26 protein-coding genes and 1 pseudogene are annotated in these 26,806 nt (G+C 72.9%); 12 read left to right on the forward strand and 15 right to left on the reverse strand.

All coding sequences use genetic code 11. The features are described from left to right. The first annotated feature begins 77 nt into the window (after positions 1–77). A complete protein-coding gene (locus ABZZ79_RS09155; protein ID WP_356688079.1) occupies positions 78–1,457 on the forward strand; it encodes an 8-oxoguanine deaminase in 1,380 nt (459 codons plus the stop codon). Positions 1,458–1,691: 234 nt separating this feature from the next. After that, a pseudogene (locus tag ABZZ79_RS09160) lies at positions 1,692–1,883 on the forward strand (purine permease); the annotation flags it as partial. On the opposite strand, the gene ABZZ79_RS09165 reads toward ABZZ79_RS09160, so the two are convergent. The 4 genes from ABZZ79_RS09165 to ABZZ79_RS09180 all read right to left on the reverse strand — a co-directional run bounded on the left by ABZZ79_RS09165 (position 1,852) and on the right by ABZZ79_RS09180 (position 5,151). Beyond that, positions 1,852–2,451 (reverse strand): 3'-5' exoribonuclease, encoded by a 600-nt coding sequence (locus ABZZ79_RS09165; RefSeq protein ID WP_356688081.1) that lies wholly within the window; start codon positions 2,449–2,451, stop codon positions 1,852–1,854. The pseudogene ABZZ79_RS09160 and the gene ABZZ79_RS09165 sit on opposite strands and share 32 nt — an antisense overlap. A gap of 242 nt (positions 2,452–2,693) precedes the next feature. After that, entirely contained in the window at positions 2,694–3,116 is a 423-nt protein-coding gene (locus ABZZ79_RS09170) for an acyl-CoA thioesterase (RefSeq protein WP_356688282.1), read from the reverse strand. A gap of 70 nt (positions 3,117–3,186) precedes the next feature. After that, the gene (locus ABZZ79_RS09175; RefSeq protein ID WP_356688083.1) at positions 3,187–3,816 is read right to left on the reverse strand and encodes a hypothetical protein; all 630 of its coding nucleotides are present in this window, start codon (positions 3,814–3,816) and stop codon (positions 3,187–3,189) included. Between the two features lie 126 nt (positions 3,817–3,942). Next, positions 3,943–5,151 carry a pyridoxal phosphate-dependent aminotransferase gene (locus ABZZ79_RS09180; protein ID WP_356688284.1) on the reverse strand — a complete coding sequence of 403 codons (1,209 nt, stop codon included), beginning with the start codon at positions 5,149–5,151 and terminating at the stop codon, positions 3,943–3,945. Between the two features lie 94 nt (positions 5,152–5,245). On the opposite strand from ABZZ79_RS09180, the gene ABZZ79_RS09185 reads away from it, so the two are divergent. Beyond that, positions 5,246–5,905 carry a helix-turn-helix domain-containing protein gene (locus tag ABZZ79_RS09185; protein WP_356688085.1) on the forward strand — a complete coding sequence of 220 codons (660 nt, stop codon included), beginning with the start codon at positions 5,246–5,248 and terminating at the stop codon, positions 5,903–5,905. Between the two features lie 305 nt (positions 5,906–6,210). Here the strand turns inward: ABZZ79_RS09185 and ABZZ79_RS09190 are convergent, their stop codons facing one another. From ABZZ79_RS09190 to ABZZ79_RS09200, 3 genes are all read right to left on the reverse strand, one after another. After that, positions 6,211–7,023, reverse strand: a complete 813-nt coding sequence (locus ABZZ79_RS09190) for a hypothetical protein (protein WP_356688087.1) — start codon at positions 7,021–7,023, stop codon at positions 6,211–6,213. Next, positions 7,023–8,285 (reverse strand): VWA domain-containing protein, encoded by a 1,263-nt coding sequence (locus ABZZ79_RS09195; RefSeq protein ID WP_356688089.1) that lies wholly within the window; start codon positions 8,283–8,285, stop codon positions 7,023–7,025. Before ABZZ79_RS09195 ends, ABZZ79_RS09190 begins: the two co-directional genes overlap by 1 nt. A gap of 115 nt (positions 8,286–8,400) precedes the next feature. Next, positions 8,401–9,897, reverse strand: coding sequence for an IucA/IucC family siderophore biosynthesis protein (locus tag ABZZ79_RS09200; RefSeq protein WP_356688091.1), 1,497 nt, complete (start codon positions 9,895–9,897; stop codon positions 8,401–8,403). A gap of 104 nt (positions 9,898–10,001) precedes the next feature. Between ABZZ79_RS09200 and ABZZ79_RS09205 the strand changes: the two genes are divergently transcribed. Next, entirely contained in the window at positions 10,002–11,615 is a 1,614-nt protein-coding gene (locus ABZZ79_RS09205) for an IucA/IucC family protein (protein ID WP_356688093.1), read from the forward strand. Between the two features lie 112 nt (positions 11,616–11,727). Here ABZZ79_RS09205 and ABZZ79_RS09210 read toward each other — a convergent pair whose 3' ends face one another. The 3 genes from ABZZ79_RS09210 to ABZZ79_RS09220 form a co-directional block, all read right to left on the reverse strand. Beyond that, positions 11,728–12,180 carry a hypothetical protein gene (locus ABZZ79_RS09210; protein WP_356688095.1) on the reverse strand — a complete coding sequence of 151 codons (453 nt, stop codon included), beginning with the start codon at positions 12,178–12,180 and terminating at the stop codon, positions 11,728–11,730. Positions 12,181–12,497: 317 nt separating this feature from the next. Further along, on the reverse strand, positions 12,498–12,914 hold the full coding sequence (locus ABZZ79_RS09215) for a universal stress protein (RefSeq protein WP_356688097.1): 417 nt from the start codon (positions 12,912–12,914) through the stop codon (positions 12,498–12,500). A 2-nt stretch (positions 12,915–12,916) separates the two neighbouring features. Beyond that, positions 12,917–14,341 (reverse strand): APC family permease, encoded by a 1,425-nt coding sequence (locus tag ABZZ79_RS09220; RefSeq protein ID WP_356688286.1) that lies wholly within the window; start codon positions 14,339–14,341, stop codon positions 12,917–12,919. 313 nt (positions 14,342–14,654) lie between these two features. On the opposite strand from ABZZ79_RS09220, the gene ABZZ79_RS09225 reads away from it, so the two are divergent. Together ABZZ79_RS09225 and ABZZ79_RS09230 are read left to right on the forward strand one after the other, a co-directional pair. After that, positions 14,655–15,566 carry a HipA family kinase gene (locus tag ABZZ79_RS09225; RefSeq protein ID WP_356688099.1) on the forward strand — a complete coding sequence of 304 codons (912 nt, stop codon included), beginning with the start codon at positions 14,655–14,657 and terminating at the stop codon, positions 15,564–15,566. Next, a complete protein-coding gene (locus ABZZ79_RS09230; RefSeq protein WP_356688100.1) occupies positions 15,563–15,856 on the forward strand; it encodes an Rdx family protein in 294 nt (97 codons plus the stop codon). Before ABZZ79_RS09225 ends, ABZZ79_RS09230 begins: the two co-directional genes overlap by 4 nt. On the opposite strand, the gene aceB is transcribed toward ABZZ79_RS09230, so the two are convergent. After that, positions 15,846–17,468: a malate synthase A gene (gene aceB / locus ABZZ79_RS09235; RefSeq protein WP_356688102.1), complete on the reverse strand. Its 1,623-nt coding sequence runs from the start codon at positions 17,466–17,468 to the stop codon at positions 15,846–15,848. The two genes, ABZZ79_RS09230 and aceB, sit on opposite strands and share 11 nt — an antisense overlap. A 185-nt stretch (positions 17,469–17,653) precedes the next feature. Next, entirely contained in the window at positions 17,654–18,256 is a 603-nt protein-coding gene (locus tag ABZZ79_RS09240) for a nucleotidyltransferase family protein (protein ID WP_356688104.1), read from the reverse strand. A 210-nt stretch (positions 18,257–18,466) separates the two neighbouring features. Here ABZZ79_RS09240 and ABZZ79_RS09245 point away from each other — a divergent pair, with 210 nt between their 5' ends. Next, positions 18,467–18,754 (forward strand): DUF5955 family protein, encoded by a 288-nt coding sequence (locus ABZZ79_RS09245; protein WP_356688288.1) that lies wholly within the window; start codon positions 18,467–18,469, stop codon positions 18,752–18,754. A gap of 55 nt (positions 18,755–18,809) precedes the next feature. On the opposite strand, the gene ABZZ79_RS09250 is transcribed toward ABZZ79_RS09245, so the two are convergent. Both ABZZ79_RS09250 and ABZZ79_RS09255 read right to left on the reverse strand, forming a co-directional pair. Continuing rightward, positions 18,810–19,118, reverse strand: coding sequence for an antibiotic biosynthesis monooxygenase family protein (locus ABZZ79_RS09250; RefSeq protein ID WP_356688106.1), 309 nt, complete (start codon positions 19,116–19,118; stop codon positions 18,810–18,812). A 61-nt stretch (positions 19,119–19,179) separates the two neighbouring features. Then, on the reverse strand, positions 19,180–19,974 hold the full coding sequence (locus ABZZ79_RS09255; protein WP_356688108.1) for an IclR family transcriptional regulator: 795 nt from the start codon (positions 19,972–19,974) through the stop codon (positions 19,180–19,182). Positions 19,975–20,230: 256 nt separating this feature from the next. On the opposite strand from ABZZ79_RS09255, the gene allB reads away from it, so the two are divergent. Both allB and alc read left to right on the forward strand, forming a co-directional pair. After that, a complete protein-coding gene (gene allB, locus ABZZ79_RS09260) occupies positions 20,231–21,568 on the forward strand; it encodes an allantoinase AllB (protein ID WP_356688110.1) in 1,338 nt (445 codons plus the stop codon). A gap of 39 nt (positions 21,569–21,607) precedes the next feature. After that, on the forward strand, positions 21,608–22,732 hold the full coding sequence (gene alc / locus ABZZ79_RS09265) for an allantoicase (RefSeq protein WP_356688112.1): 1,125 nt from the start codon (positions 21,608–21,610) through the stop codon (positions 22,730–22,732). A 395-nt stretch (positions 22,733–23,127) separates the two neighbouring features. Here alc and ABZZ79_RS09270 read toward each other — a convergent pair whose 3' ends face one another. Further along, complete coding sequence (locus ABZZ79_RS09270) at positions 23,128–23,919, reverse strand: SDR family oxidoreductase (RefSeq protein WP_356688290.1); 792 nt, start codon at positions 23,917–23,919, stop codon at positions 23,128–23,130. 130 nt (positions 23,920–24,049) lie between these two features. Here ABZZ79_RS09270 and ABZZ79_RS09275 point away from each other — a divergent pair, with 130 nt between their 5' ends. The 3 genes from ABZZ79_RS09275 (at position 24,050) to ABZZ79_RS09285 (ending at position 26,738) form a co-directional block, all read left to right on the forward strand. Then, positions 24,050–24,880 carry an AIM24 family protein gene (locus tag ABZZ79_RS09275; protein WP_356688114.1) on the forward strand — a complete coding sequence of 277 codons (831 nt, stop codon included), beginning with the start codon at positions 24,050–24,052 and terminating at the stop codon, positions 24,878–24,880. A 75-nt stretch (positions 24,881–24,955) separates the two neighbouring features. Beyond that, entirely contained in the window at positions 24,956–25,582 is a 627-nt protein-coding gene (locus ABZZ79_RS09280) for a dihydrofolate reductase family protein (RefSeq protein WP_356688116.1), read from the forward strand. A 250-nt stretch (positions 25,583–25,832) separates the two neighbouring features. Beyond that, the gene (locus ABZZ79_RS09285; RefSeq protein WP_356688118.1) at positions 25,833–26,738 is read left to right on the forward strand and encodes a DMT family transporter; all 906 of its coding nucleotides are present in this window, start codon (positions 25,833–25,835) and stop codon (positions 26,736–26,738) included. Positions 26,739–26,806 lie beyond the last annotated feature (68 nt).

Here is a 26,806-nt window from a genome sequence, read left to right on the forward strand (position 1 = left end):
GGCCGCGGCACTCAAATCTCCCGGGGTCCTGCCGTGCCCTCTCCAACTCAGCGCACCATCGTGAAAAGGGGCGAACCATGGCAGCAGCCCAGCGCATCGTCATCGAGAACTGTTCGATCGCGACCGTGGACGCGAGTGACACCGAGTACGCCACGGGCCATATCGTCATCGCGGACAACCGCATCGAGGCGCTCGGCGCCGGCCGGACCCCCGAGGGCCTGGAGAACGTCGTCCGCCGTATCGACGCCACCGGGCATCTGGTCACCCCCGGCCTGGTCAACACCCATCACCACTTCTACCAGTGGATCACCCGGGGCCTGGCCACCGACCACAACCTCTTCAACTGGCTCGTCGCCCTCTACCCCACCTGGGCGCGCATCGACGAGCGGATGGTCCGCGCGGCCGCGCAGGGCTCGCTGGCCATGATGGCCCGCGGCGGCGTCACCACCGCCATGGACCACCACTACGTCTACCCGGAGAACTCCGGCGACCTGTCCGGCGCGATCATCGGCGCCGCCCGTGACATGGGCGTCCGCTTCACCCTCGCCCGCGGCTCCATGGACCGCAGCGAGAAGGACGGCGGCCTGCCGCCGGACTTCGCCGTGGAGAGCCTGGAAGGCGCGCTGGCCGCGACCGAGGAGACCGTCAAGCGGCACCACGACGCCACCTTCGGCGCGATGACCCAGGTCGCCGTCGCCCCCTGCTCCCCGTTCTCCATCTCCACCGAACTGCTCAAGCAGGGCGCCGAACTGGCCCGCCGCCTCGGCGTGCGCATGCACACCCACGGCTCGGAGACGGTGGAGGAGGAGAAGTTCTGCCACGAGCTGTTCGGCATGGGCCCGACCGACTACTTCGAGTCCACCGGCTGGCTCGGCGAGGACGTGTGGATGGCGCACTGCGTCCATATGAACGACTCCGACATCGCCGCCTTCGCCCGGACCAGGACGGGCGTGGCCCACTGCCCGTCCTCCAACGCCCGGCTGGCCGCGGGCATCGCCCGGGTCCCCGACATGCTCGCGGCCGGCGTCCCGGTCGGCCTCGGCGTCGACGGCACCGCCTCCAACGAGTCCGGCGAACTCCACACCGAACTGCGCAACGCGCTGCTCATCAACCGGCTGGGCGCCCACCGCGAGGCCGCGCTCAACGCCCGCCAGGCCCTGCGCCTGGGGACGTACGGCGGTGCCCAGGTGCTGGGCCGGGCGGCCGAGATCGGCTCCCTGGAGCCGGGCAAGCTCGCCGACCTGGTGCTGTGGAGGCTGGACACCCTCGCCCACGCCTCGATCGCCGACCCGGTGACCGCCCTCGTCTTCGGCGCGGCGGCCCCGGTCACGGCCTCCTTCGTCAACGGAACGCAGATCGTCGAGAACGGCCGTCTGCTCACGGCCGACGAGGACGCCATCGCCCGCTCCACCCGGGACGAGGCCCGTCGCCTGGCACGGATCGCCGCCCAGGGCTGACCAGTTGAAGATCTCCGGGCGGGAGGGACGGCTTCCGCCCGGTGGCCGTGGACCCGAGCGGGGTCCATGGCGGCCGTCTCCGGGGCGTGTGCTGCACGCCCGCGCCCCGGGACGGTCCCCCGTCCCCTCCCCGGTCCCGCACGACCGCGAGCACCACCTCCCTGAAACCCGCGTCAGAGCCGATGCGTTACCCGACCGGAGGAGCCGCCCGTGTCCGTTCACCCCGTCGACGAGGAGTTCTACCACTCCTTCCCGGAGACCGCGAAGATCGTCCTCGACTCCGGCATATCCACCGGCTGTGTGGCGGCGGTCCTGCTGAACCTGGTCTTCAACCACCTCGGCCAGGGCCGCGACGCCCATGATGTGACCCACCCGATGGAGGCGGGCGAGGAGCTCACGCCGGCCCGGGCCCCGGCCACCTCATAAGGTTCGCGAACAGCTCGGCCTGCTCCACGGCGTCGTCCAGCGCGTGATGCGTGTGGCGGCGCCGTGAGAGCAGGTCCCGGGGCATGGTGCCCTTGGCCACAGCCCGCAGCGGCAGCCCCGCCTTCGTGGCGTAGAGGGTCTTCATGTCCAGGCACCCGGAGTGCCCGAACGGGCTCTGCCCGGTGAAGCGGATCAGATACCAGTACAGGAACGTCCAGTCGTACGACGCCGGATAGCCGCACATCACCGGCTGGGCCCCGGCACTCACCTCGCGGACCCAGTCGGCGAACTCGGCGAGCGCGACGGCCGGCTCCGTGCCCTCCGTGATCAGCCGGGCCCGGTCCAGGCCGCTCACCGCCAGCGCCTCGGGCACGAAGTCCTCGCTGATGGGCCGCAGTTCCCGATAGAAGGTCCGCTCCCCGGGATCGGCCGCGGTGAACCCGTCGGCGTCCTGCACCCCGGCCACCGCGGCGCCCAGGCTGAGCATCGACCAGGGGCCGGGGATCGGGCCGTCTGCCTCGATGTCGACGGAGATGTAGAGACTGGGCTTGACGCGTCGTGGAGCCATGAGGCCGCAGCATCGCAGGCCGCGGGGTGCCCGCGCATCCGAGATTCCTCCGGGCGGGCACCCGTGGTCGGCGCGGGCCGGGCCTCTGACAGGGGAGCGCGGCCGGGCGCCGTTCGAGGCGCGGGCGCGCGGGCCGGCGGCCGAGGCCGTGCGCCGCCCGTCCGCGCCGGTCCGCACGACCAGTCTCCCGCCGGGCCTTGGAGGGCGGACGCCAGCCCCTGGAAGCCGAACGCGAAGCCCTGCTAGAGACCGAACAGCGCCGGGTCCGACGCCAGTTCCTTGAACCGCTCGCGCGGGTCGGCCACCAGACGGCGTGCGCCGAGGTCCATCAGCCCGCCGACGGCCTCGATCTCCGCGGCGACGGTGCCGTCCGCCTTGCGGACGGTCTGCACGATCCGGAAGGTCTTGCCCTCGCCCCACAGGAAGGCGCAGGTCACCTCGACCTCTTCGCCGGCGAGTAGTTCGCGCCGGTAGCGGATAGTCGTCTCCAGCGCCACCGGGCCGATGCCCCGGCCCACCAGATCGGCCTGACGGATGCCTGCCGCCTGGAGCAGGGACCAGCGGGCGTGCTCGGCGTAGTTGAGGTAGACCGCCTGGTTGAGGTGGCCCTGGACGTCGGTCTCGTAGCCGCGGACGGTCACCGGGACGGAGAACGGCTCGTTCACTGACTCGCTCACTGTTTCCCCTCGTTGGCGACAGACACCGTGTGTGCGCTGCAACGATCCTGTCATGCGCTCAGGCCCGGCGCGGCGAGGCCAGCAGATAGCGTGCCCGGGTCCGCGGTTCCGTGTGCTCACCGGCCTGCCAGCCCGCCCGCTCCAGCGTGGCGGCGCACGACCGCAGCGCCGTCTCGTCCGGCTCGTGCACGGCGACGGCGTCCGGCTGCGGGGTCGCCCGCACCCGGTAGCCGGGGCCGTCCGGCCCGGCCGGGGCGTGCCCGCCCGCCTCCAGCGCGAGCGCGGCGGCCCGCACCAGATGCGCGCGCTCCCAGCCGCAGGGCCGGTCCACGGCCGCGTCCGGGTTGGTCATCCGGCGCAGCTCCAGCAGCCCCTGCCAGGCACTGTGCACCTCACGGACCCTGGCGGGCCCGGCGGCGGGGGGCTCCTCCTCGCCGCCCACCCGGGCGGCGAACACACCCCCGGCGGCGGGCGGCGGCACGGGCGGCGGCGCCTCCTCGGGCACCGCCTCGCGTATCCGGTGCCCCGCGGGGGTGAGGAAGTGGTCGTGCGGCGGTCTCGGGTGCCGGAAGGCCAGCCCCCGGCTCACCAGCGCCGCGAGCTGCGCCGGGGTCCCGCGCAGGCGTCCGGTGACCGGGTCGGCGGCGTCCACGACACGCCGCTGGGCGGCGGTGGGCGGTCGGCTCACGGCGTGCTCCTCTCCTGGGACACGGCTTCGGGCGGGCGGCTCCGAAGGCCCCCGCGCCACGCAAGATCCGGACACTTCGCAGCGTACGGCCCACCACTGACAGTCCGCTCCGGCCGCGGCCGCCGGCTACTGCCGGTACCCGCTCAGGAAGCGGCCGATCCGGCCGATCGCCGCCTCCAGGTCCTCCGCGTGCGGCAGGGTGAGGATGCGGAAGTGGTCGGGAGCGGGCCAGTTGAAGCCGGTGCCCTGGACGACCTGGATCTTCTCGCGCAGCAGCAGGTCGAGGACGAACTTCTCGTCGTCGTGGATCCTGTGCACCTTGGGGTCCAGACGCGGGAAGGCGTACAGCGCGCCCTTCGGCTTCACACAGGACACGCCGGGGATCTCGTTCAGCTTCTCCCAGGCGACGTCGCGCTGCTCGTGCAGCCGCCCGCCCGGCGCGGTGAGCTCGGCGATGGACTGCCTGCCGCCGAGCGCCGCCTGGATGGCGTACTGGGCGGGCGCGTTGGCGCACAGCCGCATGGAGGCCAGCATGGTCAGGCCCTCCAGATAGTCCCTGGCGTGCTGCCGCGGCCCGGTGACCACCAGCCAGCCCGAGCGGAAACCCGCCACCCGGTAGGTCTTGGACAGACCGCAGAAGGTGAGGACCACCAGGTCGGGGGCGAGCGCGGCGGCAGAGTGGTGCACGGCGCCGTCGTACAGGATCTGGTCGTAGATCTCGTCGGCGAAGACCATCAGGCCGTGCCGGCGGGCGAGGTCGAGGACGCCCTCGACGATCTCCTTGGGGTAGACCGCGCCGGTGGGGTTGTTGGGGTTGATGAGCACGACCGCCTTGGTGCGTTCGGTGATCTTCGACTCCATGTCGGCCAGGTCCGGGTTCCAGTCGGACTGCTCGTCGCACAGGTAGTGGACGGCCTTGCCCCCGGCGAGCGTCGTGACGGCCGTCCACAGCGGGAAGTCCGGGGCGGGGATGAGGATCTCGTCGCCGTCCTCGACCAGCGCCTGGACGGCCATCGACACCAGCTCGGAGACGCCGTTGCCGAGGAACACGTCGTCGACTCCGACCTCCAGGCCGAGGGTCTGGTAGCGCTGGGCCACCGCGCGGCGGGCGGAGAGGATGCCGCGCGAGTCGGTGTAGCCGTGGGCCCGCGGGAGCATCCGGATCATGTCCTGGAGGATCTCCTCCGGCGCCTCGAAGCCGAACAGGGCCGGGTTGCCGGTGTTCAGGCGCAGCACGCTGTGCCCCGCCTCCTCCAGCGCGTTGGCGTGCTCGATCACCGGGCCGCGGATCTCGTAGCAGACCTCGCTGAGCTTGTTCGACTGCCGGAACTCCATGCGCTGCGCCCTCCGGTTCGGTTCCGCCACGTGGCTACTTGGTTTTACCAAGTGGCGGCTTGGAAAGTCCAACGACATGTCTAGACTGCGTCGCATGCCACCTCGCCGAAGCTACGACCAGTACTGCTCCGCCGCCCGGGCGCTCGACGCCGTCGGCGACCGCTGGACCCTGCTGATCGTCCGTGAGCTGCTCGCCGGCCCCCGCCGCTACACGGACCTGCACGCGGACCTGCCGGGCGTCAGCACGGACGTGCTCGCCTCGCGGCTGAAGGACATGGAGCGCGACGGCCTGACGACGAGACGCCGGCTGCCCCCGCCCGGCGCGGCCTACGTCTACGAACTCACCCCGCACGGCCGCGCCCTGCTGCCCGTCCTGCTCGCGCTCGGCGCGTGGGGGCAGGGCGAACTGGCCGAGCGCGGGCCCACGGACGCGGTCCGCGCGCACTGGTTCGCCCTGCCGCTGCTGCGGCTGCTGGAGGGCGAGGGACTGGTCGAAGTGCGGCTGGAGGAAGGGGACTTCCATCTGCACGTCGGTGCGGTGGACGGACCCGTGTACGGTCACGGGCCCGCGCCCCGCGACCCGGACGCACGGCTGGTGATGGACGCCGGGACCTGCCTGGCCGTCGTACGGGGAGAGCTGGACCTGACCGACGCCGTGCGGGCCGGTCGGGCCGAGGTGGGCGGCGACGGGGCGATCGCCAAGTCCCTGCGGGAGGACCGGGCAAGCGCCGTGCCCGCCGTGCGGGAGGGCTGAGGAGCGCGGGGCCCGTCCTGCGGCAGGGCTGAGGGAGCGCGGGGCTCGATGTGCGGGAGGGCTGAGAGAGCGCGATGCCCGCCGTGCGGGAGGGCTGAGAGAGCGTGGTGCCCGCCGTGCGGGAAGGCTGAGAGAGCGTGGTGCCCGCCGTGCGGGAGGGCTGAGGAGCGCGGGGCCCGATGTGCGGGAGGGCTGAGAGAGCGTGGTGCCCGCCGTGCGGGAAGGTCGAGAAAGCGCGGGGCCCGCCGTGCGCGTCGGCGCACGGCGGGCCCCTGGTGTTCCGTCAGATCACTCCGCGGTGAAGGTCAGGCCCCCGGAGGGACATGCCTCGGTCGGCCCGAACCTCGGGTCAGCCGGTACCCGCCGATGCCCGCGAGCGCGGCCAGCACACCGCCGATGCCCGTCCACACCCAGCGGTCGGACCACCAGCCCGAGGACCAGCCGTCCTCCGGCTCGATGGCGGACAGCACCGCGGCGGCCGAATCCTCCTCCTCCTCCTCGGCGGAGTTCGCGGACTCCACGGCGACACCCGGCACCAGCGGCTCGCCGAGCGAGCCGTCCACCGCGGCCGCCCCGCCGATCTCCTTGGCGTCCACCCGCACCTCGGCGTCGACCGGCAGACCCCGGTCGGCCGTGCCCAGGCCCACGGCGCTCAGCCGGACGTAGTACGTGCCCGGCAGCGGGTCGTTCGCCCACGGCTCGGACCAGGCGCGCACGGTCCGCATCACACAGGCCAGTTCGACCGTGCCCGCGCCCGGCGCGGCCGTCCGCGTCTGACTGCCGTACTGGCACGCCTGCCGGCGGCGCAGTCCGTCGTAGACGTCCACCTGCCAGGTCTCGCCGGTGTGCGCCTCGGGCAGCTTCACCGTCGCCCGGACCTCCGGCCGCTGCCCGCCGTCCGCCGGGAAGGACCAGTACAGGAAGTCACCCGTGGAGCCGTTCGCCGTGGCCGTCTGGCCCTGGTCGATCTCGGCGGCCGTGCGGAAGGACGTGCCCGCCTCGGTGGGCGCCCCGCCGTCCTCGGACGGGCTCGCCGACGGTGTGGAGTCCGCCGCGGCGGGCGCGGCGGCCAGCCCCAGCATCAGCAGTGCCGTGCCGAACATCCTCGTGAAACGCATCAGTTGGTCCTCCAGACCGCGACCCGCCAGCGCGACAGCCAGCCCCACAGCAGACCGGCCACGAACCCGGCCAGGATCAGCGCGCCCAGCAGCCACCAGCCGCGCCCGAGGCCGAAGGAGGCCACGTCGTCGGAGTCGCCGGGGCCGTCGACGACGTCCAGGGTCAGCTCCAGCGGCAGACCGGGCGTGGTCTGCACCCCGGCCGCGCCGGAGAAGGAGTGCGTCACCTGGATGCAGACACCCTCGGCCGGCGCGTTCTCCTCGTCGCTCTCCGCCTTCGGGTACCGCAGACCCGTCGAGATCACGTCCGTACGGCCGTTGCCCGACGCCTCGCCGCGCACGATCTCCCTGCCGTGCACGGTCACCGCCCGCAACAGCACTCCGTACGACGGGGACACGGCCCGGTCGGCGGCCACGCTCACCGAGGTGCGCAGCTCCTTGCCCGGCTCGACGTCCACCCGGTACCAGCGCTGCTGCCCGAACTCCGCCCGGTCGGTGTAGAGGCCGGACTTCAGCACGGGCGCCTTCGCGCACGCCTCGGCGCCCTCGGTGGCCACCGGCGTGACCACCGGGTCGGCCGCGCGGTCCACCAACTGGTTTACCCGGTCGGTGAGTTCGTCGGTGTGCTCGACGGAGGAGTAGGTGCCGCCGGTCGCCTCGGCGATGCAGCTGAGCTGCTGGCGCATCTTGACGTTGGGCACCAGGCCCAGCGTGTCGATGGTCAGGCCGATGCCCCGCGCGGCGATCTCCCGGGCCACCTCGCACGGGTCCAGCGGGGCGCAGGTGTCCTCGCCGTCGCTGATCAGCACGATGCGCTTGGAGCCGGAGCCGCCGTCGAGGTCGTCGGCCGCCTTCAGCAGCGCCGGACCGATCGGGGTCCAGCCGGTGGGCGTCAGGGTCGCCACCGCCGTCTTGGCCTCGGTCCGGTCCAGCGGGCCGACCGGGTAGAGCTGTGCGGTGTCCTTGCAGCCCGTCTTCTGGTCGTCGCCCGGGTAGTTGGCGCCGAGGGTGCGGATGCCCAGCAGGACCTCCTCCGGAGTGGCGTCGAGGACCTCGTTGAAGGCCTGCTTCGCCGCGGCCATCCGCGACTGGCCGTCGATGTCCCGTGCCCGCATCGAGCCGCTGACGTCGAGGACCAGGTTCACCTTCGGCGCCAGGGCCGTGGTCTCGTCGGCGACGGCCCCGGTCGGGACGGCGATCCCGGCGGCCAGGGCGGCGAACAGGACGCAGACTCCTGTCGCCAGCCGTTTTCTTGTGATCATCGGCGGATCCTATTGATCCCGGGTGGCGAACTTCAAAGCGGGGTCCGGCCCCAGGGACCCTTCTCGACGATTCCCGCCCGCCGCGCGACGCCCGGCAGTCAGGCCCCAGTGCCCGTCACCCCAGCGGATTGGGTAGGTTCGTCCACTGATCGCCCGGCGTTCGGGGCGACAACCGCATCAGCGTCAGCGCCTTCGTGGGCAACGGTTCACCCATCAGCGCGTCCAGATCCGGCGTGCGCGGCAGATCCCGCACCGCCTCGCCGAGGGCCGCGCCCAGCGCCCGCCCCGAACCCGCCGTGCCCGCCAGCGCGCCCGCGACCAGCGAGCCGAACAACTTGCGGCGCAGGGCCGTCACATCGTCGGTGAGGATCCGCGCGGGCATCCCCTCGGGCAGCGGGACACCGTGCCGGGCCAGACGCGCCGGGCTCACCCGGATGTCGGCCAGGTCGCGGTACACCAGCCGCACCGGAGCCTTCGACGCGGACAGCACGACCAGCAGGTTCTGCCCGTGCGCCTCCAGGGCCACGCCCAGCTCCAGCATCCGCAGCCCCACCGTGAGCGCCAGCCGCGCGAACTCCGCCGACCAGGCCGGGTCGCCCGGCAGTCCGGTCGTCGCCAGCGCGGCCACCGGCACCACCCGTTCGTCACCGGCCGCGTACACCGACGGCGACTCCCGCAGCATCGCCGCCAGTTCGGGCGAGTCGGCAGTGGCCGCGCCCAGCGTCCGGGTGATGTGCAGCAAGCCGTCCGAGCGTGCCGCGAGACTCTCGCCGAACGCCGACAGCGCCGCCGACGCGGCGATCGAGCCCACCGAGATGTCCCGCACCGAGGACGTCAGCCGGGCGCTGAGCGCGGTCTTCACGTGCGGTCCGCCGGGGATCTCCAGCGTGCGCAGCGACATCAGCGGCCGCGCCTCGGGACCGTGCCCCGGCGTCTGCTTCAGCACATGCTCCGCCTGCCAGGGGTGCACCGGGATCAACACCCGTCCGCCGTCCCGCAGTTCCGCGGGCCAGTCGCCCGACACCAGACACCGCTCCGCGCCGACCGGCGCCAGCCCGAGCCGCACCACCGGGCCGTGCTCCGGCGCGTACGCGAGCTGATCCGCCACCGAGAACCCGGGCCGGGAACGGCAGTTGGGGTGGTACGGATGCCCGTCCACGACCCGCCGCTCCCATTCCCAGCCGCTCACCGGCCACCGCGGCCCGTCCTCGACCCGGTTCGCCCGGGACAGGGCCAACGACACCGCGCTGTGGTCGAGCTCCGCCGCCAGACCCGCACCGTGCGGCACCTCCAGCGCGGTCATGAGCCGGGCCGGATCGTCGTACGCCCGACCGTCCAGTCGTACGACGGTGACATACGCGTCGGTGGCGTACGGGTCGGGCACCGGGCCGCTCAGCAGCCGGCCGTCGCGCAGCCGCAGAGTCAGGCCGTCCGGGGCCGGCTCGCGGCGCTCCACCCACGGCAACGGGTCGTGCGCGAGCCCGCGCCACAGCCGGGTCAGCACCGCGGCCCGCGCACCCGGCAGCCCGGCCGTGAACCGGGGCAGCAGGTCTGGCCGGACGGCGGCCAGTTCGGCGGCCGTCGCGGGCTCGGCGGTGAGGGGTCGGTACACGGTCGGGCTCCTCGGGTACGGGAACGGAGAGCGTACGACGGTCACGGCGAGGCGTGACGACGGCGATACTGATCGTTCCCGCCCGAACGGACCGCAGAGAACGAGTGGATCGCGTGGACTTCCTGCCCCCGCCCGCCGGTGACGACGCCGTACCCGCCGACGGCCTCACCACGCCGGACGACGTCACCGCGCCGGACGGAATCGCCCACCACGACGGACTCGCGCACGGCGTCGCGATCGTCCACGGCGACGGCATCGCCGCGCGCGCCGACGCCTGCGCGGCCGCGCCACTGCTCAACTGCCTGCTGCGGGAGGTGGCGCAGCCGCTGGAGCACGGCGCCGGGTGGTTAGTACACCGGCTGCCCGGCGGCCGGCTGCTGCGGGTGCGCGGCACCCGGCGGCCCGCCGAGGCGCAGGTGCGCACGGACGGCGGCTGGCGTTGCCTGGACCACGCCGAGCTGGTGAAGCTCGTCGCCGAGGAGTTGACCGCGCACACCGGCCGGTCCAACCACGAGCTGCCCGCCGAGATCGCCGCCGGACGGGACGCGGTCGCCGCGATCCTCGCCGCACGCGCGCGTGCCACCCCGCCCGACGACCTCTATCTGCGCTCCGAGCAGTCCCTGGTCACCGGCCACCCGTACCACCCGGCCCCGAAGGCGCGCGGCGGCGGACCCGCGACCGCCTGGCTGCCCTACGCGCCGGAGGCGTACGCCCGCTTCCCCGTGGTGCTGCTGGGGCTGCGCGAGGACGAGGTCGCCGAGGAGGGCGACACCTCGGCGCTGGACGCCCTCGGCGAGGCACCGCCCGGCTACCGGCTGCTGCCCGCGCACCCCTGGCAACTGGACCTGGTGGGCCGGGAGCTGGCCCCGGCCCTCGCCGACGGGCGCCTGCTCAGGCTCGGCACGACCGACTTCCCGCTGTGGCCGACGGCGGCGATCCGCACGCTGTACACGCCCGAGCGGGACCTGTTCCTCAAGTTCAGCCTGGACGTGCGCATCACCAACGACATCCGCCGCCTGTGGCGCCACGACCTGCTCAGGCTGCGCCGCACCGACACGGCCGCCGCCCACGCCTTCACGGCGGCCCCCGAAGGCGCCGCCTGGCTCGGTGACGTCGGCTACCGCACCGCCCGGTTCGCCTTCGAGGAACTGGCCGTGCTGGTGCGCGAGGGCTTCGCCGGACACCTGCTGCCCGGCACGACCCCGGTGCTGTGCGCCGGGCTGGTGGAGGGCTTCGAGGGCAGCCCGCTGGACCGCGCGGCGGACCCGGCGGCCTGGTGGGAGGCATATCTGAGGGCCGTCGTGCCCCCGGCCCTGGCGGCCTTCGCGGACCACGGGGTCGTCGTCGAGGCGCACCTGCAGAACACGCTCGTCGCGGTGGACGCCGACGGTATGCCGGCGCAGGCCCTGTTCCGGGACGCCGAGGGCGTGAAACTGCTGTCCGACGTGGACCGGGCGGCGGGCTGGGAGCGCCTGGTGTACTGCCTGGTCGTCAACCATCTGATGGAGGTCGCCGCCTGTCTCGCCGAGCGCGCCCCCGGCCTCGACCCGTGGCCCGCCGCACGCCGTGAACTGGCCCGGCACGACCTGCCGGAGGTCGCCGCGCTGCTCGCCTCGCCCACCCTGCCCGGCAAGACCAACCTGCTGCTGCGCTGGACCGGTGCCGACGGGGCCGACGCGCGCTACCGGCCGCTGCCGAACCCGCTGGCCGGGGGGTGAGGGGGCGCCGTCCGCGGGTGTCAGGCCGTGGCGAACCGGTCCAGGGCCGCGGGGGCCACCGCCGATCCCGTACCGGGTCCGCGCGAGGGGATCGCGCGGACCCGGCCCCGCGTCAGGCCCGCGCGGCCGGACGGCCGGCGCGGCGCCGCTGGAGGAGTCCCAGCACACCGTCCAGGACCAGGAAGGCCAGCAGGGACCAGCCCAGCAGGGACCAGCCCAGCAGGGGAAGCGCCCAGCCGCGGCGACGGTCAGCGGGACGATGACGGCCAGGGCGGGCCAGGGCACCCGCCGCCAGGTGCCGCGCGCGGGCGCGCGGCCCACCGGGGCACGGCGGCCTTGCCGGGTCGGCCCGCGCTGCCACCACCGCGCCACTGATCTCCGCCAGGGAGCGCTCACGTCCGGCGAGCCGCCCCGCGATGACGGCGACGGCCGCGCCGCCGCCCGCGACCAGGGCGAGAGGCGGCCGGTGCCCGGCGGCCAGGCCGTGCCCGGTGGCCGCGAGCAGGACCACCACGAGGCTGAACACCGCCACCCGCGCCGCGCGGAGCATGCCGCGGTCGGCCATCGCCCCTCCTCGCGCTCGTCGGGTGGCACCCGCCCCGTCCGTACTCGTACGGAAGCGGGTCGGCCCCTGTTCAATTCCGGCCACGCGCCATCCCCCGGCCGTGGCCGGGACCGTCGGTGTGACCAGCCCTCGCGGCAGGCAGAGGTGGCAGAGGTCGACGCGCGACGCGTGGGTCGGCTGAGCCTATCGTGGCCGAAACAGGTCCGTGGCCGGTGCCGTCGTCCCTCGGTGGGCACGCACAGGACGTGCCGTCACGCCTCGGTGGGCACGCGCAGGATGTGCCGTCACGCCTCGGTGGGCACGCGCTGGACGTGCCGTCACGCCTCGGTGGGCACGCACAGGACCGGGACGGGGGACAGATGCAGCAGTTTGTGGGGTGTCGACCCCAGGAGGGCTCCTCGAAGGGGACTCTCGCCCCAGCTGCCGACCACGATGAACCGTGCCGCGTGCCGCTGCGCGGCGTTGATCAGCGCCTCCGCCGGTTTCTGGTCGATGAGTTCGACGGTGGTCCGTACGCCGCTCTCGTCGGCCACCTGGACGGCGTGATCCAGCGCGGCGCGTCCCGCCTCGTGGAGGGCCTCGCGATGAGCGGCGGCCTCCTCGCCCACGGCGCCCGGTGCCGCCGCGCCGTAGACCAGTACGAGCGGCTCACCGAACGCGGCCGACACCTCGATGGCGACACGCAGCGCGCGGACCGCGCCCGGGGACTCGTCGTAGCCGAGGACGACCGACATCTTCAGGACTCCTTGTCACCGTGGACGAGTTCGGGGTCGGCCACCTGGGGGCGCTCCGACCAGTAGGCGGGCGACACCAGACGCTGCACGACCATGAGGACCACGCCCACCGCGGTGATGCCGATCCCGATGACCAGCGGGGGTCCGAGCCCGAACCACGAGACGCCGCTGTAGGAGTTCGCGGGATCGGCCATGTCGCCGATCGACTCCACCAGCAGCCAGATGAGCAGTCCCGCGCCGACCAGCGGGCCGAGGCCGATGAGGACGAACTGGTGCAGGTTCTCGGTCAGATGGCGGCGGTAGTAGACCGCGCACGCGATGCCGGTGAGGGCGTAGTAGAAGGCGATCAGCAGGGACAGCGCGGTGAGCGAGTCGAACAGGGCGTTCTCGCTGATCTGGCGGACGACGAGGTACCAGGCGATGGCGATGCCGGCGACCCACCAGGTGCTCACGTCGGGGGTGCGGAACCGTGGGCTGATGTGCGCGTAGTGCGCCGGCAGCGCGCGACGGCGCGCCATGGACAGCGCCGTACGGGAGGCGGGGATGATCGTCGTCTGCGTCGATGCCAGCGCGGAGGTCGAGACCGCGAGCAGGACGACCCAGTCCCAGCTCCCCATCGACTCGCCGGCCAGCAGGGCGAAGACGAACTCCTCCTCCGCGGCGTTCTCGGACAGGTACGCCGTCCCGGCGTAGGCCACGACCGCGATGGCGACCGACACGTACGTCACCAGCAGGATGACCGTCGACCAGATGGCCGCCTTGCCGGGAGCGGTGGCGGAGTCCTCGACCTCCTCGGTGAGGTTGACCGCCGACTCCCAGCCCCAGTAGATGAACACGCCCAGCAGCAGGGACGCGGTCAGCGGGGCGCCGCCGGCCCCGAAGGGGTTGAGCCAGGAGAACGAGGGGTCGATGGAGCCGAGCGTGCCGGTGTCCGCGTAGACCCGGTACAACGCCACCACGGCGAAGGCGAGCAGGCAGGCGACCTGCGCGAGGATGAGGACGTTCTGGACCTTCGCCGACAGCTCGGTGCCGATGACGCACAGGGCCGTCATCACGAGGATGACCAGCACCGTGAGCGACTGGCGCACGAACTCGTTCTCGGCCCAGCTGTCCAGGCCGAAGGCGAGCAGGGCGAAGGTCACCGCGACGTCCGCCAGGGACCCGACCACCAGGACACCGGTCATCGCGATGGCCCACCCGCCGAGCCACCCCGCCCAGGGGCCCATCGCACGCGTCACCCACGAGAAGGTCGTGCCGCAGTCCTGGTCGACCTTGTTCAGGTAGTAGAACGCCGAGGCGATCAACAGCATCGGGACGAACGACGCCACCATCACGCCGGGGGCGTACACACCCACGAGCGCCACGACCGGTCCGATGGCGGCGGCCAGCGAGTACGCGGGGGAGGTGGAGTTGAGCCCGATGACCATCGCGTCGAGAAAGCCGATCGCGTCGGCCTTCAGCGTCTCGGGCGGGTGGGTGTCCGTGGTGTCGCCGGCCACGTTTCCTCGATTCGATCGCGCGTGACCCCATCAAACAGGGAGCCGCGGCGCCCGCCGGGTCGTCGGTGCCGGAACGCGGGAGAGATCACCCATGTGCCGCCCCGGAGGGCGGGCGGCCCGCGGCGTCGGCGGTCCGCCGTCCGCGTGCGGCACAGTGAGGCGGGCACGCCTCGCCGGGAGTCACCCGCGGTTACTATGCTCACTTCGTACCGGAGAACGAAGAGGCAGGTGGCCCGGAAAGATGCTGAGAGAGGTCACCGCCACCCGCTACGTCGAACCCCTCCGGTCCGGGGGCTCCGTCCCCGGCGTGGTCGAGGCCGACGACCTCGGCACCTATGTCGTGAAGTTCACCGGCTCCGCGCAGGGCCACAAGGCGCTGGTCGCCGAGGTGATCGTCGGCGAGCTGGCGCGGGCGCTGGGCCTGCGCTTCCCCGAGCTGGTGCTGGTCCACTTCGACCCGTCCGTCGCCGCGCACGAGCCGCACCAGGAGGTGCGCGAGCTGCACGGGGCGAGCGCGGGCGTCAACCTCGGCATGGACCTTCTCCCGGGCGCCCGGGACTTCACCCCCGAGGTCGCCAGGACCTTCCGGGTGGACCCGCTGGAGGCGGGCCGGATCGTGTGGCTGGACGCCCTGACCGTCAACGTCGACCGTACGGTCCACAGTTCCAACCTGATGATCTGGCCGACGCTGGGCACCGTGCCGCCCCGGCTGTGGCTCATCGACCACGGGGCCGCTCTCGTCTTCCACCACCGCTGGGACAGCGCGGACCCGGGCAGGGCCTACGACTTCCGCCACCACGCCCTCGGCCACTACGGCCCCGACGTGCGGGCCGCCGACGCCGAGCTCGCGTCGAAGGTGACCGAGGAGCTGCTGCGCGGGATCGTCGCCGAGGTGCCGGACGCCTGGCTCGACGACACCGGCTTCGCGACGCCCGGCGCGGCGCGCGAGGCGTATGTGGCCCACCTCCACGCGCGCGTGCTGGCGTCGGAGCGCTGGCTGCCCACAGACTTCCCCAGCGGGGAGGAGCTCGCCGCCGAGAACGCCCGGCGTGCGGCGCGGACACAACAGGGCCGGCCCGACTGGCTGAAGCGGGTCCCCGACCTGCACGGCAAGCCGGCCGCGGAACAGGATTGGTCGGTGCACCTGGGATGAGCGGACGGGTCCAGATCGAGTACTGCACCCAGTGCCGGTGGCTGCCGCGCGCGGCCTGGCTGGCGCAGGAACTGCTCACCACGTTCGAGACCGAGCTGGACGAACTGTCCCTCAAGCCCGGCAAGGGCGGGGTGTTCGTGGTGCGGGTGGACGACGAGGTGGTCTGGGACCGCCGCGAGCAGGGCTTCCCGGAACCCACGGAGGTCAAGCGGGCCGTACGCGACCGAGTGGCCCCGGGGAAGTCCCTGGGCCACTCGGACAGCGCGGCGGGGCCCGAGGTCAGCCCCTGAGCTGCTCGTAGGCGGGCAGGGTGAGGAAGTCCGCGTAGTCCTCGTCGAGGGCGACCTCCAGGAGCAGATCGTGCGCCTGCTGCCAGTGGCCGGCCGCGAAGGCCTCCTCGCCGAGCTCCTCGCGCAGGGCGTCCAGCTCCTCGGCGGCGACCTTGCGGGCCAGCTCCGGGGTGGCCCGCTCGCCGTTCTCGAACTCGACGCCGGCGTTGATCCACTGCCAGATCTGCGAGCGGGAGATCTCGGCGGTGGCCGCGTCCTCCATCAGGTCGAAGATGGCGACCGCGCCGAGTCCGCGCAGCCAGGCCTCGATGTAACGGATGCCGACCTGGACGGCGTTGACGAGCCCGTTGTACGTCGGCCGGGCCTTGAGCGAGTCGACGGCGATCAGGTCGGCGGCCTCGACACGGACCTCCTCGCGCAGCCGGTCCTTCTGGTTCGGGCGGTCGCCGAGGACCTTGTCGAAGGACTCCATGGCGATCGGCACCAGGTCGGGGTGGGCGACCCAGGAGCCGTCGAAGCCGTCGCCCGCCTCACGGTCCTTGTCGGCGCGGACCTTCTCGAAGGCGATCTTGTTGACCTCGGCGTCCCGGCGGGACGGGATGAACGCCGCCATGCCGCCGATCGCGTGCGCGCCGCGCTTGTGGCAGGTGCGCACGAGGAGTTCGGTGTACGCGCGCATGAACGGGGCCGTCATCGTGACCGCGTTGCGGTCCGGCAGGACGAACTTCGGTCCGCCGTCCCGGAAGTTCTTCACGATGGAGAACAGGTAGTCCCAGCGGCCCGCGTTCAACCCCGAGGCGTGGTCGCGCAGTTCGTAGAGGATCTCCTCCATCTCGTACGCTGCCGTGATCGTTTCGATCAGGACGGTGGCGCGGACGGTGCCCTGGGGGATGCCGACGTGGTCCTGGGCGAAGACGAAGACGTCGTTCCAGAGGCGGGCCTCCAGGTAGGACTCGGTCTTCGGCAGATAGAAGTACGGGCCCTTGCCGAGGTCCAGCAGCCGCTGGGCGTTGTGGAAGAAGTACAGGCCGAAGTCGGCGAACGCGCCGGGCACGGGCCGTCCGTCGACCTTCAGGTGCCGTTCGTCCAGGTGCCAGCCGCGCGGGCGCATGACGACGGTGGCGAGCTCGTCGGGGGCCTTCAGTGCGTACGACTTGCCGCTGCGCTCATCCGTGAAGTCGATGGCGCGGGTGTAGGCGTCGATCAGGTTGAGCTGGCCGGTGACGACGTTCTCCCAGGTGGGCGCGGAGGCGTCCTCGAAGTCCGCGAGCCACACCCGCGCGCCCGAGTTGAGGGCGTTGATCGTCATCTTGCGGTCGGTGGGGCCGGTGATCTCGACGCGGCGGTCGTTCAGCGCGGCGGGGGAGGGGGCCACCTTCCAGGAGTCGTCCGCGCGGACGGCGGCGGTCTCGGGGAGGAAGTCGAGGGTGGAGGTGCGGGCGATCTCGGCGCGGCGCTCCGCCCGGCGGGTGAGGAGCTCGTCACGCCGGGGCGTGAACCGCCGGTGCAGCTCGGCCACGAAGGCGAGCGCCGCATCGGTGAGGACCTCCTCCTGCCGGGGCAGGGGCTCGGCATCGACGATGGCCAGCGGAGACGGCGCTGGTGCGGACATGAGCTGTCACTTCCTTCAGCGGTGGCACCGGGTGCCTGGACGTACGAACGGGGAGGATTCGCACCGGCTGTGCGGTCGGGTGCTTCTGATCAGTGGATAGTAGTTTCCTCATTGTGGAACTTCAATGGTTTGTTGATGTCGAGATTCTCCGGGACGAGGGAAGGTGGCGCACGGTGCCACCCCGTTCACTCAAGGTGTCCCAGGTCCGCCTCGGTGTCGATGTCATGGGCCTCGGCCACGTCGCCGCACTCCACCAGCCTGACCCGAGCCGCGTGTTCCCGCAGGTAGTCCCGCGCCCCTCGGTCGCCCGTGGCGCTTGCCGCGACACCCGCCCAGTGGGCCGACCCGAACAGCACGGGATGGCCGCGCACCCCGTGGTAGGAGGCCGCGGCGAGGGAGTCCTCGTCGTCCCAGGCGGCCCGTACGCGGCTCATCGCGGCCGCGCCGACGCCCGGCTGGTCGACGAGCGACACGAGCGCCGCCCGCGCGTTCGTCCGGCCGAGGGAGGCGAGTCCGGCGCGCAGTGAGGAGCCCATGCCCTCCTCCCACTCCGGGTTGTCCACGAGCACGCAGCCGGCCAGCTCCGCACGCTCGCGCACGGCGTCGGCGCGTGCCCCGAGCACCACGTGCACCCGCGTGCAGCCGGCCGCGCGCAGCGCCGCGACGGCGTGTTCCACCAGAGGGCGGCCACGGTGCACCAGCAGGGCCTTGGGCCGCCCGCCGAGCCGCCGCCCGCCGCCCGCGGCGAGCACCAGTCCCGCGACCGGGTCTTCGATCTGTTCGGTCATGGCTCCTGCATACCTGACAGCGCGTCAACCGTGCGGCCCCCGCAGGCGGAATTTCGCGCTCAGTGGTGGCGCATGAGCAGCGGGTGGCGTTTACTGACCCGCGAGCCGCCGGGCGGTGAGGGCCGGGCGTCGCGGGGTGGGCGGGAAGGCGACGGCAGGCCCTGGCGGGCCGGGGGAGGAACTGTGTTGCGGAGCTTGGGGCAGAGACCGGTGACGGGCGGCGACGAGGACCCCAGAGTGGCGGGTCTGCGGACCGTGGTGTCCCGGCTGCGCCGCGAACTCGCCGCCCTCCCGGCCGAGTTCCCGGACCGTGCCGTCGCCGAGGACGAACTCGCCGCGCTCGCCGCGATGACGATCGAGGGCGCTCCCGACATCCCGCGTCTGCGCCGGTCGTTGCTGCTGATCGCCGGGGCGATCGGGTCGGTGAGCGCGCTGTCCCGGGGACTCGCGGACGTGCGGGACGCGGTGGAACGATTCGCCCTGCCGCCGCGCCGCTGAGCGGCCGCCGGGCGGTTCGGGCGGCCACCGCGCCCCTGGGTGCCCGAGGGAAGGATCAGACCTCGACGGCCAGTTCGTAGGCTCCGCTGTGCACGTTCTCGCACAGCGCGCACAGCGCGTCGTACCGCTCCTTGAACTGGGGCGAGGCCTGCCAGGCCGCCATCGCCTCCACGTTCTCCCAGGAGGCGAAGGACACGAAGGAGTCCTGCTGCCTCAGTTGCTGGATCAGCCGCGCCCCGAGGCATGCCTTGTACTCGCTACGGGTCCAGGTGAGGAACTCGTGCCAGCCCTGGACGAACTCCTCGGTGTTCCCGTCCTTGACCTGCCACTGGCCCGAGGACCAGAACTTGCTCTCCGGCAGCATGCAGACCACCTCGCTCTGGATTGGGGGTCCCCCTCTCCTCAGCGTAGGGGCCCGCCGCGGATCACGCCGTCGGACCCGAGCTCGCCAGCGCCTCGGACAGCTCCGCCGCCACCTGCCGCAGGACCGGCACGATCCTGTCCGTCGCGTCCTCGGTCACGCGGCCCGCCGGACCCGAGATGGAGATGGCGGCGGCGGTGGGGGCGTCGGGCACCGAGACGGCGAGGCAGCGCACGCCGATCTCCTGCTCGTTGTCGTCGACGGCGTACCCGAGCCGGCGTACGTCCGCCAGGGCGGCGAGGAAGCCCTCGGGCGTGGTGATGGTCTTCTCCGTGGCGGCCGGCATGCCGGTGCGGGCGAGCAGCGCGCGCACCTCGTCGTCCGGGGTGCCGGCGAGCAGGGCCTTGCCGACGCCCGTGGAGTGCGGCAGCACCCGGCGGCCCACCTCGGTGAACATGCGCATGGAGTGCTTCGAGGGCACCTGGGCGACATAGACGATCTCGTCGCCGTCCAGCAGGGCCATGTTCGCGGTCTCCCCGGTCTCCTCGACCAGCTGGGCGAGATAGGGCCGGGCCCAGGTGCCGAGCAGCCGGGAGGCCGACTCGCCGAGGCGGATCAGCCGGGGGCCCAGGGCGTAGCGGCGGTTGGGCTGCTGGCGGACGTAGCCGCAGGCCACCAGGGTCCGCATGAGGCGGTGGATGGTGGGCAGCGGCAGTCCGCTGCTGGCCGACAGCTCGCTCAGGCCCACCTCGCCGCCGGCGTCGGCCATCCGCTCCAGGAGGTCGAAGGCGCGCTCGAGGGACTGGACCCCACCCGTGGCGGACTTGGAGTCGTTGGTGCTGGCCCTGGACGTCGGCACGGCGCGTTCCTTTCGGGACTGGCGAGAGGGCTGAAGCCTACCCGGCGGCCGGTTGACTCCCCTGTTGTGCGTAGCTACATTCTGCTCACCGGAATCTTATTTCCGTTTTGTGGAAATACCCAGAGAGTGCGCGACGGGTGCACTGTGGAGGGGTCCGCTCTTGACGGCGCTCCGGCGGGAGTGAAGACTCCTGTGCAGATTCAACAGAGTGTTGAATTTCGTTACGCGGAAGTAAACGCGGCAGAGAGGGGTCCGGGTGTCCGACGCTGAACTGGTGCTGCGCTCGACGCGCGTCATCACGCCCGAGGGGACGCGCGCCGCGTCGGTGGCGGTCGCCGACGGCACCATCACCGCCGTACTGCCGTACGACGCCCCCGTGCCGGCCGGTGCCCGGCTGGAGGACCTCGGCGACGACGTCCTGCTGCCCGGCCTGGTCGACACCCATGTGCACGTCAACGACCCCGGGCGCACCGAGTGGGAGGGCTTCTGGACCGCCACACGCGCGGCGGCGGCCGGCGGCATCACCACCCTCGTCGACATGCCGCTCAACTCCCTCCCGCCGACCACCACGGTCGCCCATCTGAAGGTGAAGCAGGAGGTCGCCGCCGACAAGGCGCACATCGACGTCGGCTTCTGGGGCGGCGCCCTGCCCGACAACGTCGCGGACCTGCGCCCGCTGCACGAGTCCGGCGTCTTCGGCTTCAAGGCGTTCCTGTCGCCGTCCGGCGTGGACGAGTTCCCGCACCTGGACCAGGACCGGCTCGCCCGGTCCCTGGCCGAGATCGCCTCCTTCGACGGCCTGCTCATCGTGCACGCCGAGGACCCGCACCACCTGGCCGCCGCCCCGCAGCACGGCGGCCCCAGGTACGCCGACTTCCTCGCCAGCCGCCCGCGCGACGCCGAGGACACCGCCATCGCCCAGCTCATCGCGCAGGCGAAGCGGCTGCGAGCGCGCGTGCACGTCCTGCACCTGTCCTCCAGCGACGCGCTGCCGCTGATAGCCGAGGCCAAGGCCGAGGGCGTACGCATCACCGTCGAGACCTGCCCGCACTACCTCACCCTGACCGCCGAGGAAGTCCCGGACGGCGCCAGCGAGTTCAAGTGCTGCCCGCCCATCCGGGAGGCCGCCAACCAGGACCTGCTCTGGCAGGCCCTCGCCGACGGCACCATCGACTGCGTGGTCACCGACCACTCCCCGTCCACCGCCGACCTGAAGACCGACGACTTCGCCACCGCCTGGGGCGGCATCTCCGGCCTCCAGCTCAGCCTGGCCGCCGTGTGGACCGAGGCCCGCGGGCGGGGACACGGCCTGGAGGACGTCGTCCGCTGGATGTCCACGCGCACGGCCCGCCTCGCGGGCCTGGCACGCAAGGGCGCCATCGAGGCCGGCCGCGACGCCGACTTCGCCGTCCTCGCCCCCGACGAGACCTTCACCGTCGACCCCGCCGCCCTCCAGCACCGCAACCGCGTCACCGCGTACGCCGGCAAGACCCTGTACGGAGTCGTGAAGTCCACCTGGCTGCGCGGCGAACGCATCGTCGCCGACGGCGAGTTCACCGAGCCGAAGGGACGCCTGCTCACCCGGACCGACTGAATCCCACCCATCGAGCTTCGAAAGGCAGACCTGATCACCGTGACGGCGACACCCAGCTTCACCGGCGACGCGAACCCCTACGAAGGCGGAGACCCGTACGCGGACTACCGCACCGCCGACTTCCCCTTCACCCAGTACGCCAACCTCGCCGACCGGCAGCTCGGGGCCGGGGTCGTCGCCGCCAACGACGAGTTCTTCGCCCAGCGCGAGAACCTGCTCGTGCCCGGACGCGCCGAGTTCGACCCCGAGCACTTCGGCCACAAGGGCAAGATCATGGACGGCTGGGAGACGCGGCGCCGGCGAGGCGCCTCGGCCGGGCACCCGTGGCCCACGGCCGACGACCACGACTGGGCGCTGGTCCGACTCGGCGCGCCCGGGGTGATCCGGGGCATCGTGGTCGACACGGCCCACTTCCGCGGCAACTACCCGCAGGCGGTGTCGGTCGAGGGCGCCTGCGTACCGGGCTCGCCCTCTCCGGAGGAACTGCTGGGCGACGGCGTGAAGTGGACGACCCTCGTCCCGCGCACCCCGGTCGGCGGCCACGCGGCGAACGGCTTCGCCGTGTCCGCGGAACAGCGCTTCACGCACCTGCGCGTCAACCAGCACCCCGACGGCGGCATAGCCCGCCTGCGGGTCCACGGCGAGGTCGTGCCCGACCCGGCGTGGCTGGCGGTCCTCGGCACCTTCGACGTGGTCGCGCTGGAGAACGGCGGCCGGGTCGAGGACGCCTCCGACCTCTTCTACTCGCCCGCCACCAACACCATCCAGCCCGGCCGCTCCCGCAAGATGGACGACGGCTGGGAGACCCGCCGCCGCCGCGACCAGGGCAACGACTGGATCCGCTACCGCCTCGCGGCCCAGTCGCAGATCCGCGCGATCGAGATCGACACGGCCTGTCTGAAGGGCAACAGCGCGGGCTGGGCCTCGGTGTCGGTGCGGGACGCCGACGAGAACGGGGCCGGGCCGTGGACGGAGATCCTCCCGCGCACCCGCCTCCAGCCCGACACCAACCACCGCTTCGTACTGCCCGAACCGGCCGTCGCCAGCCACGCGCGCGTGGACATCTACCCCGACGGCGGCATCTCGCGTCTGCGCCTGTACGGCTCCCTGACCGAACAGGGCACCACCGCCCTGGCGGCCCGCCACCAGGAGCTCGGCGGCTGACCCCGGCGCGCCCTGTCGCAGGTCACGCCGCGCGCCGACTCGGCGGCCGTCCCCGTGGCGGGCATCGGTTCCGGAGGGTGCCGGTGGTGCGCGGGGGCGTGGGGGCGTGGGGCGGGTCGGGCTTGGACGGCACTGGTGCGCCCTGCGCATGTCACGCCGCGTGCCGACTCGGCCGGCCGGCATCGCGCCGGGTATCGGTCGCGGACGGTGCCGGTGGTGCGCGAGGCCGTAGGGCGTACCGGCTTGGGACAGCACTGGTCTGCCAAGTCGCATGCCCGCCGCGCGCCGACTCGGCGGCCGGCACCGCCCCGGGTATCGGTTCCGGAGGGTGCCGGTGGTGCGCGGGAGCGTGAGGCGGGTCGGGCTTGGACGGCACCGGTGCGCCCCTCCGTACGTCACGCCGCGTGCGTGCCGTCGACCGAGAACTCCGCGCCCGTGACGTACGCCGCGTCCGGACCCGCGAGGTAGGTGACCATCGCCGCGACCTCGTCGGCGGTGCCGAAGCGGCCGAGGGCGGTCAGGGCGGTCTGGCCGGCCGCGTACGGGCCGTCCGCCGGATTCAGATCGGTGTCGGTGGGGCCGGGGTGGACGACATCGGCGGTGATCCAGCGCGGGCCGAGCTCACGGGCGAGCGCCTTCGCCAGGCCGGTCAGCGCGGCCTTGCCGGTGGCGTAGAGCGTCCCGCCGGGACCGGGCACGCGCTGGGTCATACACGTGCCGATGATGATCCGCCCGCCGTCCGCCATGCGTTCCGCCGCCGCCCGCGAGGCCAGGAACACACCGCGCACATTCACCGCGAGCAGGCGGTCGACCTCCTGGAGGCCCAGCTCGGCGAGCGGCCCCAGCACCCCGACGCCCGCGTTGTTCACCAGCACGTCGAGCCGGCCCAGCGCCTCGGCCGCCCCATGTACCGCTCCGGCCGCCTGCGCCGCGTCCCCGGCGTCCGCGCGCAGGGCCGCCGCCCGGCGCCCCAGCGCCTGAACCGCCCGGACGACCTCCTCGGCCGCCTCCCTGCCCTTCACATACGTCAGCGCCACATCGGCCCCCGCCCGCGCCAGCCGCAGCGCTGTCGCCGCGCCGATCCCGCGACCGCCTCCGGTGACCAGGGCCACCTTGCCGTTCAAAGGGCCGTTCAGAGGCCCGTTCAGAGGCCCGTTCAGAGGTGCGTCGCCGCTGTTCAGGGCCATGTCGTTCGTCGTCGTCATACGACCGTCTCAGCGGTGCGCGCCCCTGGACGCCGGAGGCGAGCGGACGTCGACCACGGGGGAGCGGGTGCCTGGGCCGGAACTCGGGGATCCGGCGGGCCGTTCCCCTTGTGTGACTCTTCAGCAAGAAATCGTCGGCAACGCCATGCAGATGGCGGTCGTGAACCTCGCCCCGGGGCAGACCGTGTACTGCGAGGCGGGGAAGTTCCTGTTCAAGACGACGAACGTGACGATGGAGACCCGGCTGAGCGGCCCGTCCGGCGGGGGCGGGCAGCAGAGCGGCCCGAGCGGCTCGGATGCCTCCGGAGGCAGAGGCAGCGGCCTGCTCCGGCAGGCGATGGGCACCGCCATGCAGGTCGGCCAGCGCGTGCTGGCGGGCGAGTCGCTGGCCTTCCAGTACTTCACCGCGCAGAGCGGCGAGGGCACGGTCGCCTTCGCCGGGGTGCTCCCCGGCGAGATGCGGGCCCTGGAGCTGGACGGCACGCGCGCGTGGTTCGCCGAGAAGGACGCCTTCGTCGCCGCCGAGTCGACCGTCGACTTCGGCATCGCCTTCCAGGGCGGCCGCACCGGCACGAAGGGCGGCGAGGGCTTCGTCCTGGAGAAGTTCACCGGCCGGGGCACGGTGATCATCGCGGGCGCGGGCAACTTCATCGACCTGAACCCGGCCGACTTCGGCGGCCGCGTCGAGGTCGACACCGGCTGCGTGGTCGCCTTCGAGGAGGGCATCCAGTACGGCGTCCAGCGTGTCGGCGGCTTCAGCCGCCAGGGCATGATGAACGCCGTGTTCGGCGGCGAGGGCCTGTCCCTGGCCACCCTGGAGGGCAGCGGCCGCGTCATCCTGCAGTCCCTCACCATCGAGGGCCTGGCCAACGCCCTGCGCAAGGCCCAGGGCGGCGACAAGCAGGGCCCGACCGGAGGACTTTTCTCGACCCATCAGGGCTGAAGCGATGAGTTGCGGGGCCCGGCGGGGTCTGACCTGATGAGAACAGACCCCGCACCCCGGAAGAAGGCACCCGCCATGGGCAAGCTCGTCTCCACCATCTTCGTCACCCTCGACGGCGTCTACCAGGGTCCCGGCGCCCCCCAGGAGGACACCACCGGCGGCTTCGGACAGGGCGGCTGGGTCGTCCCCTACGGCGACGAGGACTTCGGCGCGTTCGTCACCGAGGTCTTCGCCCGGCCCGGCGCGTTCCTCCTCGGCCGCCGTACGTACGACATCTTCGCCTCCTACTGGCCCCGGATCTCCGACCCGGCCGACCCGGTCGCCACCAAGCTGAACGCCCTGCCGAAGTACGTCGTCTCCACCACCCTCGACACCCCGGACTGGGCCGGCACCACCGTGATCCGCGGCGACCTCGCCAAGGAGATCGCCGACCTGAAGGAGCGCACCGACGGCGAGGTCCAGATCCACGGCAGCGGCGCCCTGCTCGGCAGCCTGCTCGACCTCGGGCTCGTCGACACCCTGCACCTGCTGACCTTCCCCGTGGTCCTCGGCGACGGCTTCCGCCTGTTCCGCGAGGGCGCCGTCCCGACCGCCTTCCGGCACACCGGCGGCCGCGTCACCCCGGCGGGCGTCTCCCTCCAGACGTACGACCTGGCCGGCCCGCCCGAGTTCGGCAGCTTCGACCTGCCCCCGGAGGCCTGATCCGCAAAGGCCCGATCCGCGGGTGCCTGATCCGCGGTGCCCGATCCCGGCAAGGCCCGATCCGTGGGTGCCCGATCCGCGGACGCCGGATCTCGGGAAGGCAGGATCCGCCGGAAGCCCCGGCAGGCCCTCGCCCATCGGAAAGGGGCTGGTCGAGAGATCATCCGTGCGGGTACGGTGACCGTTCCCGTGCGAGCCGCCGCCGTCTCCACGCCCGCTTGCCCGCTGGAGACCGGGAGCCGCATCCGCCGTGTCGACGATCGCCGTACCCTCCGCTCTCGCACCCCGCCGCGCCTGGCTCATCGACCTGCCCCTGCTGCTGGTCGCGGTCGTCTGGGGCGCGAGCTATCTCGCCGCCAAGGACGTCACCACCGCCCGCACGGTCCTCGCCGTTCTGGTGCTGCGCTTCGCCCTCGTCCTGCCGGTGCTCGTGCTCGCCTCCTGGCGGGCGCTGCGCGCGCTGGAGCCCGCCCAGTGGCGGGGCGCCGGGCTGCTCGGGCTCATCCTGAGCGGCATCTTCCTGCTGGAGACGTACGGGGTGGTGCACACCTCGGCGACCAACGCAGGCCTCATCATCAGCCTCACCATGATCTTCACCCCGCTCGCCGAGGCGGCCGTCACCCGCGAGCGCCCGCCCCGGGCCTTCCTCGGCGCGGCCGCCCTGTCGGTGCTCGGCGTCGTGCTGCTCACCCAGGGCGGCGGCTTCACCCGGCCCGCGGCGGGCGATGTGCTGATGCTGCTCGCCGCCCTCGCCCGGACCGTGCACGTCCTGGTGATGGCCCGGCTGAAGTCGGTACGGGGCGCCGGGGCGTTGGAGCTGACCACCGTCCAACTGGGCACCGCCGTGGTGGTGTTCGCGTTGCTGTCCACCGGATCCGACGCGACGCCGTGGGGCACCGCGACGGACTTCGGGCCGCGGGAGTGGGCCGGGCTGCTGTTCCTGGCCGTCCTGTGCACGCTGTTCGCCTTCTTCGTGCAGATGTGGGCCGTCCGCCGCACCTCCCCCTCGCGGGTCAGCCTGCTGCTGGGCACCGAGCCGCTGTGGGCGGCCGCGGCCGGGATCGCGCTGGGCGGAGAGCGGCTCGGCGTGCTGGGGCTGCTGGGCGGGGCGCTCGTGCTCACGGGAACGGCGTGGGGGCGCAGGTCCGCAGGTTAACTCCCCGAAAACTCATGGGACGTGACGGGCGATTCCCTCCTCCTGTTCATTGACACGCCTCTGTCTAC

This window comes from Streptomyces sp. NPDC006458 (assembly GCF_040612135.1).
Taxonomy (GTDB): Bacteria; Actinomycetota; Actinomycetes; order Streptomycetales; family Streptomycetaceae; genus Streptomyces.